This window comes from Limosilactobacillus sp., assembly GCF_022651205.1.
Lineage (GTDB): Bacteria > Bacillota > Bacilli > Lactobacillales > Lactobacillaceae > Limosilactobacillus.
The window spans coordinates 26136-39150 of sequence record NZ_JALCQI010000012.1 but is presented as its reverse complement, the minus strand read 5'-3'; the positions used below and the strand labels follow the sequence as shown (position 1 = coordinate 39150).

The following is a 13015-nucleotide window of genomic DNA, read 5'->3' as shown; positions in this document are numbered from 1 at the left end:
AATCAATAATGAAGAAGATTTGAAGGAGTTCTTTAATGAAGACTAATGATATTTCAATTGCCTTTGTTTCATGGCCTGGAGGAGGAAAAAGGCGGCCAATTTATATTATTTCCGATGAGAATAATAAGGTCCGCTTCTATAAAATTACTTCAAAATATGATAATAAGTCACCCAAAATAAAAAAATATTATTTTAAGATTAATCAGTGGTCAGATGCTGGTTTAAACAGACAGTCTTATATTGATACGATTACGGTAGGTAAGATTGATAAAAGTAAATTTAAACTAGAAGTAATCGGCAAATTAACTAAGCAGGACGCTGAAAGGTTAGTTGTATTTTTAAGCAGTCAAAACTAACCACGTCAGCATTAACCCCCTTGTGTAGCAGGGGTTCTTTTTTGTTTAAAATCATTTTATCAAAGTGGCTTTCCTTGCCCACCCTTATGAAGAAGTTTAAAATAAAATTATTATAAAAGATAAGGGTTATAAATCATGAAAAAAGTTAACTTATACCTCTTCTTAATATTGTCTTCATTTATTTTATTCTTCGTGTTTACACAGCCAAAAATTAATGCTGATTCGGTAGACAAGCAAACTCAGGATCAGCTCTATGATTACTTAAAGTCGCACCACATTAACGGGTTAATCCTGGTTAATAATAAGGGAAGTCAACCAGTTACCATAACGCATAATGAAAATGCTAATAAGAGCCAGCTGGTTAAGGCAAACCGATTATTCCCGACAGCTTCTCTCCAGAAGATCATAACGGGGACGGCAATTTACCAACTAAAACAAGAGAAGAAATTAACTTATGATACTTCACTGTATAAATATTTCCCACAAATTGATGGTAGTCAGGATATAACAATTCGTGAGTTGATGAACCATACGAGTGGTTTGGTAAACAATGATCGCCCATTGACGCCACTTAGGGGACAGAAACAACAAATTGCCTACATGCTTGACCACCTAAAGAATGATCACGTCCATACATGGGATTACCAAGACGTTGATTATGAACTGTTGGCCGCAATTATTAGTAAGCAGGCTCATTCTAGCTATAACGCTTATATCCAAAGGAAATATGCAAAGCCACTTCATTTGCGTCAGATCAAGGATTTATCTGAGATCGATAAGAAGAACGTTCCCCAAACAATGGACTCAACTGTTGACTGGCACCGGGTAACTGTTACTACATCTTCTGATTTTGGTGCGGGAAACTTATTTATATCGCCAAATAATTATTGGAAATTCGTTTATAATTATGTTTTAAAAAATCCTCAGATGGTCACTGAGTTCTATCAGGAAGCACAGAAACAGGAAGTTGCTTACTTTGGCGGGGCGTACATTGATAGTGAGATTATCCGGGCTAACGGAAGCATTCCAGGATATAATGCCTGTTTCATTGCTAACTATAAGACTAAGAAAATGATCATGTTATTCTCTAACAACATTGATTATTTGACTCTTAAATCAGCATCTGATGACTTGTTACATAATTACATGAATTAGTAGCTAATCTGGTAATATAGAAGGTAAGTAATTAAATCGAGGGGATTATTAATGAAATTAATTTCATGGAATATTGATTCAATCAATGCGGCTTTAACGGGAACTTCAACTAGAGCCGGGGAAACACGAGAAGTCCTTCATAAGATCGCTAGTGAAGAACCGGATGTAATTGCGATCCAGGAAACAAAACTCTCTAAAAATGGACCAACCAAAAAACATTTTGCGGTTCTGCAGGACTTATTTCCTGAATATCAGGTTGCCTGGCGTAGCTCAGTTGAACCTGCGCGTAAAGGCTATGCGGGAACCATGTACTTGTACTTGAAGAAGTATGAGCCAACGGTTACTTACCCACAAATCGGTGCCCCTGAACCGATGGATGATGAAGGGCGGATCATTACCCTTGAGTTCCCTAGCTTTTTCGTTACGGAAGTTTACACGCCAAACTCTGGAAATGGATTAAAACGGTTAGCAGATCGACAAGTCTGGGATGATCGGTACCGTGAATATTTGCAAAAGTTAGATCAACAAAAGCCAGTTATCGCAAGTGGTGATTTTAACGTTGCTCATGAACCAATTGATTTAGCTCATCCAGAGAATAACCACCATTCAGCTGGCTTTACTGATGAGGAACGGGAACACTTTACAAAGTTGCTTGGTGCTGGTTTTACTGACAGTTTCCGTCACCTTAACCCTGAAAAGAAAGGTGCCTATTCCTGGTGGGCTCAACGAGTAATTACTAGTAAGCAAAACAATTCGGGCTGGAGAATTGATTACTGGCTTGTTAGTGATCGGCTTGCAGATAAGATTAAGAATTCAACAATGATTGATTCTGGTAAACGTCGTGATCATACACCAATTGAATTAGAGATCGATCTTTAATTAAATAATTATTTTTTAATAATTAATATAAATTTAATATCTTAGTCACACTTTGTTAAATATTGTTGATTAGAATGATAATCATTGAGAAAGAAGGTGGCCAAGATAGGGATCTTTCGTCTTCTTAAACGTTTGATTGTTTTGACGCTAATCATTGGCGGGTGTTGGCTTTACTTTAATAATTCACAGATTCAAGCAGCATCAACTGCAATGATTTGGAACTTTCGTCAACGAATTGTTAGTTTAATTGGTCACGGTGGCGACTTGGATACGCAAAGTCTTAACTTGAATGGCTCAGATTCCCAAAAGGGCCAACAAACAAGTCAGCAAAAGACCGACTCAACAACAATCCCTACTAATGGACGGTGGGCAACAAATACCGCAACAATCTATGTCGATACCGGTAATCAGGTTCTTGATTCGGCTGCGCAATCGGCAATCCAGCAGTGGAACCAGACGGGAGCATTTACTTTTCGTCCCGTTAATAATCGGCAGCAGGCGGAGATTGTTGTAAGTGCAATGGATAATGACACCACAAATGCTGCAGGGTTAACAAAGACCTCGTCAAATTCACTGAATAACCACTTTGTGCATGCTAATGTTTATTTAAACCAGCGTTACTTGCTTGATCCCGATTACGGGTACGACCAAGAGCGAATCGTTAATACAGCCGAACATGAACTTGGTCATGCAATCGGCCTTGATCACACGAAGCATGTTTCAGTGATGCAACCAGCTGGATCTTTCTACACTATTCAGCCTGCTGATGTCCAAGCGGTAAAGAAACTATACGCGACAAAATAACCTTCTGAGGTAGCCCACCACGCAGGCTTCCCAGAAGGTTGTTTTTGTTATTAGTCTAAACTAATTTTCCGTGCCTTAAGTGCCCATAAAATCGAAACGGTGTCGATTACTTCTTGGAACATCGCGCCAACAAAGGCAGGTAAAACTCCTGTGCAAGCAATCAGCATTAAGATTGTACAGATCGCAATCCCGATTAAAACGGCTTGCTTGGCAATTTTGATCGTGTCTTTAGAAATTTCGACAATTTTAGCAATTCGTGAAAGATCATCACGAATAATTACTACCGAAGCAGATTCACTAGCGGCGGTTGCGCCATGGGCACCCATGGCAATTCCAACATCGGCAGTGACAAATGATGGGGCATCATTAACCCCATCCCCAACCATGAAGACTGGGTGTTCAGCTAGCGGAATAGCTTTCAATGCCGCAATCTTTCCTTGAGGTAGGAGGTTGGTTTTGACGTCCGTAATGCCAACTTGTTTAGCAACCTCCTTAGCAAATGCGGCCTGATCACCAGTGAGGATCATTAGGTGTTTGACACCCATTTTTCGTAATTCCTGCATCGTTTGCTGTGCCTCTGGACGGATATGATCAACAAATGTTATTGCCCCAGCATATTGATCGTCGATTCCGATATAAATCGCGGTATAGGGTAGTAGTTCCTGTTTTCCTTCTGGTGCTACAAATGACAATTTACCAATTTTCATTTGGTGATCATTAACCGTTGCTGTGATTCCCTTACCAGTCACTTCTTGTAAATTCTTAACTGGAAGTACAGCAATTGATTTTTCCTTTGCATAATCTACTAATGAGCGGGCCAGAATATGGGATGATTCACTTTCAGCACTGACCGTTAATTGGAGGAGCTGTTCACGGGAAAATTTACTATCGGGAGAAGAAATAATCTGATCGACCGTTAATTGGCCGTTTGTGATCGTTCCGGTCTTGTCGAAAGCCCCAGTTTTAGCATTGGCTAGCTTTTCAAGAACAGTCCCGGTTTTCACTACAATCCCGTTTCGTGATGCCCGACTCATTCCAGAAACCATTGCAATTGGTGCCGCTAAAATTAATGGGCACGGCGAAGCAACAACGAGGACTTCTGCAATTCTCACCGGATTTCCCGACCACCACCATGCGCCCAGTGCAATTACGATTGCCACAATGGTAAATGGTACTGCATAGCGGTCAGCTAAGCGGACAAAGTGAGCTGGCGATGCTTCCGCTGTTTTAACCAGTTTAACCAGTTGTTGATATTGACTATCTTTTGCTAGTTTCGTGACCTTAATTGTAAGTGAATTTGCACCGTTAATTGATCCTGATATGACCTCATCACCAGGAATTTTGTTTACTGGGCGTGACTCACCAGTAAGTGAGGACTCATCAAGTTCACTTTGGCCAGTAATGACTTTTCCGTCAAGAGGAATGATTTCTCCTGGCTTGACAATTATATCAGCGCCAATCTGGACTTCTTTGACCGCAACATCAGTAGTCGTTTCGTTAGAGACCACATGGGCAATTTGTGGAGTGTTGTCGAGTAACGATTTAAGCTCGGTATTCGCCTTCTTGGCTGCATAATCTTCCAAAGCATCACCACCCGTTAGCATTACCAAGATTACCATTGCAGCCCAGTATTCACTAACAGCTAGTGTAGCAACGACCGCCAAGATCGCCAGCAAGTCAACACCGTAATCGCCCGTGCGGATTGACTTTACCATTCCGATAAACATTGAAAATGCAACGACTGCCCCAACAATCGTTACTAAGATCTGGGCAAAAAGAGGGTAATCAAAAGCATATTGCAAAATAACCGCAATCGCAGCGATTATGATGATAAGCCAGAGTTTCTGCTTATTCGATAATTTTTTCACCGTTAATACCTCCTCACAACTTCTTAATTTAATTATACGTTAAATGGAGAACTATTACGTGTAAGTCGGTACTAACTTTAATAATTTAACAAAATTTTTCACCAAAATCATTTGACATTTTTGTTTTGGGAGAGTACATTATTAGCAACAATCAATGTCCTTTAATTTAGTCCCGTGAGGCTAGAAAGACGACTTTTTCAAAGTAAGATTAACTAACTTTAAAAAATTTCGTTAACACCAGGCCTCCATATCGCCTGGTGTTTTTCTTTAGGACAAATTTTAAATAAAGGAAGTTAATTTAATTATGACTGAATTACCATTAGTTAAGCTCCCCCACTTTGTTACTGTAGAAGACTTGTCAACTGAACAAGTGCTCTCATTGATTCACCGTGCAGAATATTACAAGAACGGTGGGGAAACACCAAAGCTAACGAAGCCAGTTTACGTTACCAATGCCTTTTTCGAAAACTCAACCCGGACTCACACTAGTTTTGAAGTTGCGGAAAAGCGGCTTGGTTTAACAGATATTTTCTTCGACCCTCAACATAGTTCAGTTAAAAAAGGCGAAACCATGTACGATACTATGTTGGTAATGGATGCCCTCGGAGTTGACTTGGCGGTTATCCGTCACTCAACTAATGCTTACTACGAACCACTGATTCACCCACAAGCAGGTTCTCACTTGAATATGGGAATTGTTAATGCTGGTGATGGTTCAGGTCAACACCCTTCACAAAGTATGCTTGACATGATGACTATTCATGAACATTTCGGTCATTTTGACGGCCTTAAAGTTGGAATTATCGGTGATATTACTAATTCCCGGGTTGCCGGAAGTAATATGGAGATTTTGAACCGGCTTGGTGCTTCAGTATACTTCTCCGGCCCTGATTATTGGTATGACCATGCTTATGACAAGTATGGTAAGTTCATGCCACTTGATGATTTGGTCAGTGAAATGGATGTCTTGATGCTTCTCCGGGTTCAACACGAACGCCACGCGGGGGATGCTAATGAAGCAAAGTTCTCCGCCGAATCCTACCACAAGAAGTACGGAATCAACGAAGAACGTTACCAACGGATGAAGAAGAACGCGATCATCATGCATCCAGGCCCGATTAACCATGACGTTGAATTAGCAGGTAGTCTGGTTGAAGCACCAAACTGCAAGTTCTATGAACAAATGCAAAATGGTGTCTTCATGCGGATGGCAATGTTAGAAGCAGTTCTTCGTGGTCGAAAGTTGGGTGGCTTGGACTAATGAAAACATTAATTAAAGGTGGACAATGCTTTGTTGATGGGCGACTATTAAATACCGATGTTCTGATTAATGATGACAAAATTCAAGCGATTGGAAATGAATTAGTTGCAGAAAATTCAGTTGATCGTGTAATTGACGCTAGCGGCAAGCTAGTTGCTCCCGGATTAGTTGATGTTCATGTCCACTTCCGCGATCCTGGCCTTACCTATAAGGAAACAGTTGAGACTGGAAGCAAGGCCGCAGCACATGGTGGCTTTACCACAGTTGGTGCAATGCCAAACGTTGACCCTGTTCCGGATACTCCCGAAAAGATTCGCCAAATGATTGAACATAATCAAAAGACTGGCGTTGTTCATATCGCTCAATATTCAAGCGTTACGGTTAACCGTCAGGGTGATCAACCGGTTGATTTTCAAGCGATGAAGGATGCGGGTGCCTTTGCTTTTAGTAATGACGGTAGTGGAATCCAAACCGCTGGAACGATGTATCAGGCAATGAAGGGGGCAGCTAAAGTTGGCTTACCGTTAGCCGCCCATGTTGAAGATAACTCCCTCCTATTCGGTGGACTAATGACTGCCGGAAAACGGGCAGAAGAACTAGGAGTACCTGGAGCACCAAGCGTTTCTGAATCAGCACAAGTTGCCCGTGACTTAGTTCTGGCTAAAGCAACAGGGGTTCATTACCACATTTGCCATGTTTCAACCAAGGAAAGTGTTGAACTTGTCCGTTTGGCAAAGCGGGAAGGGGTTAATGTTACCTGTGAAGTAACACCTCACCACCTTTTACTTGCTGATCGGGATATTCCTGCAAATAACTCATACTTCAAGATGAACCCGCCACTTCGGCATGAAGAGGACCGTCAAGCAGTTATTAAAGGTCTCCTTGACGGGACGATTGACATGATTGCGACGGATCATGCCCCTCATTCGAAGAAAGAAAAGCCCCAAGATGACATGCGGGGTGCTGCTAACGGGATTACCGGTAGTGAAACTGCTTTTGAGATGCTTTACACGAAGTTTGTTCGTCCTGGAATCTTTAGTTTAACCCAGCTATTAAACTGGATGGGCTCAGTTCCAGCAAAACAATTCGGCCTAAACAATGCGGGACACCTTGAACCAGGCAAACCAGCAGACATCGCAATTTTTGACCTAAATACCAAACGACAAATTACCGAAGAAAGTTATCTTTCAAAGGGTGTCAATAATCCATTTACGGGACAGTTTGTGTACGGGACAACGGATCTCACCCTAGTAGATGGCCAGGTTGCTTACTCACGAGATTAAGAGGAGGAATAACTAATGACAGACGTTCGTCTTGCCGTCAATTTACCGGGGCTCAAAATGAAAAACCCAGTAATGCCAGCTTCTGGAACATTTGGCTTTGGTGATGTTCCTCAGGCACGAAAATATGATCTTAACCGGCTTGGAGCAATTGTAATCAAAACCACTACTCCTGAGGCACGGAGGGGGAATCCCCAACCACAGATAGCGGTCTTAAATGATGGGGTACTAAATTCGGTTGGCTTGACTAATCCAGGTGTTAAGGTAGTTGCGGGAGAAAAGATTCCTCAACTAAAGCGTCAATATCCAGATTTACCTCTTGTTGCTAGCATTGGTGGTGCGAGCGTTGATGATTATGCCACGGTTACTCGCCAGTTAGCTGCAACCGGATTGGTTGACGCACTTGAATTGAATATTTCTTGCCCAAACGTTGCTCATGGGGGAATGGCGTTTGGTACTAATCCGCAAGTTGCGGAGAAGTTAACCAAGGCCGTTAAGGCGGTCAGCGGTGATGTACCGGTATATGTTAAATTGACACCGAACGTTACTGATATTGTTGAGATTGCAAAGGCAGTCGAAGCTGGTGGTGCTGATGGCTTAAGCATGATTAATACGTTGCTGGGGATGAAGATTGATATAAAAACCCGGAAACCAGTTCTTGGTAATGTCATGGGTGGCCTTTCGGGATCAGCGGTGAAGCCCTTAGCTATTCGGATGATTTACCAGGTTTCCCATGCGGTTAAGATTCCAATTATTGGTGAAGGTGGAATCTCATCGGCAGAGGACGTAATTGAATTCTTCTTAGCCGGTGCATCAGCAGTTCAGGTTGGTTCTGCCCACTTTCACGATGCATTGGCAATGCCACACATTATTGAGCGACTTCCGCAAGTAATGGCACGAGTTGGGATTGGCTCATTAGCTGAATTAAGAATGTAAATCTGTAATTAATTCATCGCAATATACTAAAATCACCTTTAGCTAGATTAATCCTAGTTAAAGGTGATTTTAGTATTTATTAATTTAATCGTTTAATCGGCACCATTAGTGAAGTCAACAACCATTCGACCGACAATCTTGCCTTCCTTCATTTCATCAACAATATCATTGATTTCAGATAGCTTCCTGGTATGAACGATTGGATTAATTGCTCCTTCTGCGGTTAATTCAAAAGCTTCAGCTAGATCTTGTCGGGTACCAACTAGTGAACCGACAATTTCGATCCCATCAAGAACAGATTTGGCGATTGGAACATCAATATTTCCCTTTGGAAGAGAGACAGCCACAACTTTACCACCAGCACGGACAGAGCCAAGCGCTTGGTCATAACAGATAGCTGCAGTAGCAGTAACAACTGCTGCTTGTGCGCCACCAATTTTATCTTGAATTTCTTTTGCTGGATCAACTTTAGCAGAGTTAATAACCATATCAGCACCTGCATCCTTAACAGCTTGGAGCTTTTCTTCGCTAATATCAACAGCAATTACATGAGCCTTAAAAACATTTTTAGCCCATTGAACACCAAGATTACCTAGACCTCCAGCACCGTAGATTACTAACCATTGACCAGGTCGGATCTGACTAGTTTTGATTGCTTTGTAGGTGGTTACTCCGGCGCAGGTAACGGAAGTAGCTTTAATTGGATCCAAATTTTCAGGAACCTTAACGGCGTAATTAGCCTTTACAATACAGTATTCAGCCATTGCACCATCGACAGTATAACCAGCATTTTCGACGTGACGGCAAAGTGACTCATTACCAGTAATGCAGTATTCACAGTGACCACAACCAGAGAAGAACCAAGCAACCGATACTCGATCACCAATCTTTAAACTAGTAACGTTTGGGCCAACTTTAACAACCCGTCCAACACCTTCATGACCTGTAATTCTACCAGGAACCTTACCAAAATCACCAGCAGCAACATGTAAATCGGTATGGCATAGACCACAATATTCGATCTTTACTAAGGCTTCACCAGGCTTTAACTCACGAAGATTAACATCCTTAACATCAAAGTATCCATCACAATTTTTACGAACAACGGCAGCTTTCATTTTATTAGCCTCCCAATTAGTAAAATAGTTGGTTTACTACTATGATTCGAATCATCATGATCAATGTAACATAGGTTTACTTTGCTTGCAAGCGCTTACAAGTATATAAATTCTCATTTTATTAACATAAATTTTTACTAAAAGGTTAACTAGTAAATTGGTAAATTAGTAACTAATTACTTTCTATACTAACCGGTTAACACAAAAGACTAAATTGGTATGGATGTATATATACAAAGTTATTATAAGAAAAAAGAATTAAAAAAATGATCAGAATTAACTGATCATTTAGTAAAGTGATTTAAATGTTCGTTTAACTCTTTTAATTCTTTTTGTAATTCTTGATTTTCCTTCTCAATCTTGTCCAGTTTATCTTGAATTTGGCTATTTTCTTCCTGCGAGAAATAGTCGGTAATTGTCCCAGTAATAACCCCAATTAAGCCAATACCGACAAGCATCAATAGGACACCGGCAATTCGGCCGATCGTGGTTGTAGGGGAAACGTCACCATAGCCAACGGTTGAGGCGGTCGTGATTGCCCACCAAAGTGCAGTTGAGAAGTGAGTGCCTTCAGAAATGCTGTACATTGAAGCGGAAATTAGGAGCACGGCACAGGTCACGTAAATATAGTAAAGGAGACCATCCTTTTCAATGAACCTATTTAAGCGCCCAGTTAAACCAACTAATCGGATAATCCGTAAGAATGTAAAGACCCGACTGACACGGTTCCACCGGAAGAGCCAGGCAACACCATTGACTGGAATAATTGAGAGCAGGTCAAAAATATTTTGCTTAAAGAACTTCTTCTTGTCTTTTGCAAGGTAGAACCTGGTAAAGTAGTCAATCGTGAAAATAACCAGGATGCCATCATTAACCGCCTTAAAAGGTTGGTGGTTAATATTAAGTTCATGGGCAAAATCAAATGAAATCAGCAGAATTGAGATGACCGCTAGTAATGCCATCGTAAGAAGATATATGATGTATGCTTGTCGTTTCACCGTTGTCTAACTTCCTTAGTCTTACATTGAGCGGTCCAAAAGCTGCTTAGTTACTTTTCGTAATAACTTTTGTGTTGAGCTCGATGGTAATTCATCGATTAATTGTAATGCTTTGTTTGTAAATTTACCAGCTAGTTCGTGTGCCTTTTCGACCCCGCCATACTTGTTAACCATTTTTTGAACCTCAAGGGTATCCTTATATGTCATTTCTCTCTTCTTGTTCAGGTACTGGTTAAATTCATCTTGATGATCCTTTAAAACAAGGAGGAGGGGGAGAGAATAGACACCCGTTGAGAGATCCTCGAGAATTGGTTTGTTCAAGTGACCGCTAATATCATAGTCGAGGATATCATCTAAAATTTGAAAGGTGATCCCGATATTTTGTCCAATATGTTTAGCAAGGTGAACCGTTTTCTGATCAGCACCACCAAAGTACGCACCTTCTTGTGCAGCCAGACTAAAAAGAGTAGCCGTTTTACCGTTAATGTTACGGTAGTATTCAATAAGTGATTGTTGCTGGAATCGTTTATCCATTTGACCAAGTTCACCAGCAAGGATCTTCCTCATTGATTGTGCATTGACTGCCAGATATGGTGAGTCACTCATTGTTTCAACCAGGAGTTCAAAGAAAACAGTAAATAGGAGGTCACCGCTGTAAACAGCTGTATCTTTACCAAAAGCTTCTTGGATACTCAGCTCACCACGTCGTTCCGGTGAATCGTCAATCACATCATCATGGATCAATGTTGCCATATGTAAAATCTCAAGGGATGAGGCGACTTTTATTAATTGTTCACCGTTCCAGTTATCGTGACCGCCAAGTCGAGCAAAAGTGAGACAAAAAGCTGGCCGAAGGTATTTGCCACCCTTTGAAGCCATTTGTTTCAATGCTGCCTGGAGATCGTGATTATTGACGATAATTCGCTGATTAATCAGGTGATTGACTTTTTCTAGTGCATTATTAAGTTGTGGATCACTACGGAAATAATATTTGTCCATTGAATGATAATTCCTTTGTATTGGTGTACTATCATATTGTAACAATAATTTTAAATGAATGGGAAGTATGAATGTGTCATTAGATGTCTTTTTAGAGTTAGTGGAGATTAAAGCAAAAACTGCTAGTATCCTGCCAATGCTTCTTGGGGTATGCATGAGTGTTTATTACTATCACTCATTTAACCTTGTTAACTCAGTTTTATTTTTTATTGCAATGCTTCTTTTTAATATGGCCGTTGATATGATGGATAATTATAACGACTATAATCATGCGGTTGATACTGAAGATTATAAGCAAAATACGAATATCATTGGTCGGGAGAATATCTCGCCACGGTTAGTATTAAGTTTAATCTTAATTTTTAGTATTATTGCTGCTGTAATCGGTCTTTATTTGGTGATTAAGGTTGGTTTACCACTTTTATGGATGGGAATCTTCTGCTTTGCTGTTGGGATCCTCTATTCTTCAGGTCCGTTTCCAATGAACGGTTTGCCAGTTGGTGAGTTTTTCTCTGGCTTTACCATGGGCTTTATGATTATGTTGATTTCCGTCTTTATTAACAACGATGGCAGTTTTGATTGGAGCTGGATGAACCTACTCAAAATTTGGTTAGTCGCATTACCATGTGAACTCTGGATTTCCAACTTAATGCTGGCAAACAATATTTGTGATTCACAAGAAGACGAGGATAATCGTCGCCACACAATTATTCACTTTATTGGTGTTAAGCAAGGATTAAATAGTTTTGCTATTAAAAACGTCATTGCCTTCTTAGCAATCATTACTGCCGTCATAGCTCACTTAGCACCGTGGACAATGCTGTTAACCCTTTTAATCATTCCTTTTGTCGTTAAACAGACCAAACTACTCTACCGGGAACAAATAAAGAAACGTACCTTCCCCTGTGCCGTCAAAATCCTCCTTATCGGCTCCCTCGTTCAGGTAGTAACGTATGGGGTGGGGATATAGAGTGCGAGCCAGCAAAGGACTTGCGGTTGGCTAACGATTTCTTCTGGCGAGGACGTGACTTGTTCACGTCTAGCCAGAAGGTCGTTAGCTCTAGCAAGTCCCTGGCGAACAGATCTTGACTGTGTCGCAGTAGGAAACTCGGGCGAAGCGCAGTAGCTGAGTGGCTTTTGTCATCAACAAGTTGATAGCCAAAAACCTACTCATCCTTGCGTGGGTTCACAGACGAAATTGATAAATCAATTTCTGGTTCACTCCAACGTTTGGACTCAGTTGCAGTAGAACGGTTAGCTCTAGCAAGTCCCTGGCGAGCAGATCTCGGCCATGCTACCGCAAAATAAAAACTTAAACAAACCACAAAAAAACAGCCTGACATAATTTATGTTACCTAGAT

Annotated in this window: 13 protein-coding genes; 9 read left to right on the top strand and 4 right to left on the bottom strand. The window is 40.9% G+C overall.

The annotated features are described in order from the left end of the window. The first annotated feature begins 35 nt into the window (after window positions 1–35). The 4 genes from LKJ51_RS04070 (at window position 36) to LKJ51_RS04055 (ending at window position 3194) form a co-directional block, all read left to right on the top strand. The gene (locus LKJ51_RS04070; protein ID WP_291979111.1) at window positions 36–356 is read left to right on the top strand and encodes a MazF family toxin-antitoxin system; all 321 of its coding nucleotides are present in this window, start codon (window positions 36–38) and stop codon (window positions 354–356) included. Between the two features lie 135 nt (window positions 357–491). After that, on the top strand, window positions 492–1511 hold the full coding sequence (locus LKJ51_RS04065) for a serine hydrolase domain-containing protein (protein WP_291979110.1): 1020 nt from the start codon (window positions 492–494) through the stop codon (window positions 1509–1511). 51 nt (window positions 1512–1562) lie between these two features. Further along, entirely contained in the window at window positions 1563–2390 is an 828-nt protein-coding gene (locus LKJ51_RS04060) for an exodeoxyribonuclease III (protein ID WP_291979109.1), read from the top strand. A 96-nt stretch (window positions 2391–2486) separates the two neighbouring features. Then, complete coding sequence (locus LKJ51_RS04055; RefSeq protein WP_291980121.1) at window positions 2487–3194, top strand: matrixin family metalloprotease; 708 nt, start codon at window positions 2487–2489, stop codon at window positions 3192–3194. A 50-nt stretch (window positions 3195–3244) separates the two neighbouring features. On the opposite strand, the gene LKJ51_RS04050 is transcribed toward LKJ51_RS04055, so the two are convergent. After that, the gene (locus LKJ51_RS04050; RefSeq protein WP_291979107.1) at window positions 3245–5062 is read right to left on the bottom strand and encodes a heavy metal translocating P-type ATPase; all 1818 of its coding nucleotides are present in this window, start codon (window positions 5060–5062) and stop codon (window positions 3245–3247) included. A gap of 304 nt (window positions 5063–5366) precedes the next feature. Here LKJ51_RS04050 and LKJ51_RS04045 point away from each other — a divergent pair, with 304 nt between their 5' ends. From LKJ51_RS04045 to LKJ51_RS04035, 3 genes are read left to right on the top strand one after another with little or no spacing between them, the layout of a single operon-like run. Beyond that, window positions 5367–6323 (top strand): aspartate carbamoyltransferase catalytic subunit, encoded by a 957-nt coding sequence (locus tag LKJ51_RS04045; protein WP_291979106.1) that lies wholly within the window; start codon window positions 5367–5369, stop codon window positions 6321–6323. Beyond that, the gene (locus LKJ51_RS04040) at window positions 6323–7606 is read left to right on the top strand and encodes a dihydroorotase (protein ID WP_291979105.1); all 1284 of its coding nucleotides are present in this window, start codon (window positions 6323–6325) and stop codon (window positions 7604–7606) included. Before LKJ51_RS04045 ends, LKJ51_RS04040 begins: the two co-directional genes overlap by 1 nt. A gap of 15 nt (window positions 7607–7621) precedes the next feature. After that, complete coding sequence (locus tag LKJ51_RS04035; RefSeq protein WP_291979104.1) at window positions 7622–8539, top strand: dihydroorotate dehydrogenase; 918 nt, start codon at window positions 7622–7624, stop codon at window positions 8537–8539. 92 nt (window positions 8540–8631) lie between these two features. On the opposite strand, the gene adhP is transcribed toward LKJ51_RS04035, so the two are convergent. From adhP to LKJ51_RS04020, 3 genes are all read right to left on the bottom strand, one after another. After that, window positions 8632–9657 carry an alcohol dehydrogenase AdhP gene (adhP, locus tag LKJ51_RS04030; RefSeq protein WP_291979103.1) on the bottom strand — a complete coding sequence of 342 codons (1026 nt, stop codon included), beginning with the start codon at window positions 9655–9657 and terminating at the stop codon, window positions 8632–8634. Window positions 9658–9941: 284 nt separating this feature from the next. Beyond that, complete coding sequence (locus tag LKJ51_RS04025; RefSeq protein ID WP_366017770.1) at window positions 9942–10655, bottom strand: ion transporter; 714 nt, start codon at window positions 10653–10655, stop codon at window positions 9942–9944. 21 nt (window positions 10656–10676) lie between these two features. Continuing rightward, a complete protein-coding gene (locus LKJ51_RS04020; RefSeq protein WP_291979871.1) occupies window positions 10677–11654 on the bottom strand; it encodes a polyprenyl synthetase family protein in 978 nt (325 codons plus the stop codon). A 73-nt stretch (window positions 11655–11727) separates the two neighbouring features. On the opposite strand from LKJ51_RS04020, the gene LKJ51_RS04015 reads away from it, so the two are divergent. Both LKJ51_RS04015 and LKJ51_RS04010 read left to right on the top strand, forming a co-directional pair. Then, window positions 11728–12624 (top strand): prenyltransferase, encoded by an 897-nt coding sequence (locus LKJ51_RS04015; RefSeq protein WP_291979872.1) that lies wholly within the window; start codon window positions 11728–11730, stop codon window positions 12622–12624. Window positions 12625–12830: 206 nt separating this feature from the next. Next, window positions 12831–12962 (top strand): hypothetical protein, encoded by a 132-nt coding sequence (locus LKJ51_RS04010; protein WP_291980120.1) that lies wholly within the window; start codon window positions 12831–12833, stop codon window positions 12960–12962. Window positions 12963–13015: the final 53 nt, after the last annotated feature.

Coding starts and splice junctions, on each gene's coding strand:
- LKJ51_RS04070 (WP_291979111.1), top strand. CDS start 36: ATGAAGACTAATGATATTTCAATTGCCTTTGTTTCATGGCCTGGAGGA.
- LKJ51_RS04065 (WP_291979110.1), top strand. CDS start 492: ATGAAAAAAGTTAACTTATACCTCTTCTTAATATTGTCTTCATTTATT.
- LKJ51_RS04060 (WP_291979109.1), top strand. CDS start 1,563: ATGAAATTAATTTCATGGAATATTGATTCAATCAATGCGGCTTTAACG.
- LKJ51_RS04045 (WP_291979106.1), top strand. CDS start 5,367: ATGACTGAATTACCATTAGTTAAGCTCCCCCACTTTGTTACTGTAGAA.
- LKJ51_RS04040 (WP_291979105.1), top strand. CDS start 6,323: ATGAAAACATTAATTAAAGGTGGACAATGCTTTGTTGATGGGCGACTA.
- LKJ51_RS04035 (WP_291979104.1), top strand. CDS start 7,622: ATGACAGACGTTCGTCTTGCCGTCAATTTACCGGGGCTCAAAATGAAA.
- adhP (WP_291979103.1), bottom strand. CDS start 9,657: ATGAAAGCTGCCGTTGTTCGTAAAAATTGTGATGGATACTTTGATGTT.
- LKJ51_RS04020 (WP_291979871.1), bottom strand. CDS start 11,654: ATGGACAAATATTATTTCCGTAGTGATCCACAACTTAATAATGCACTA.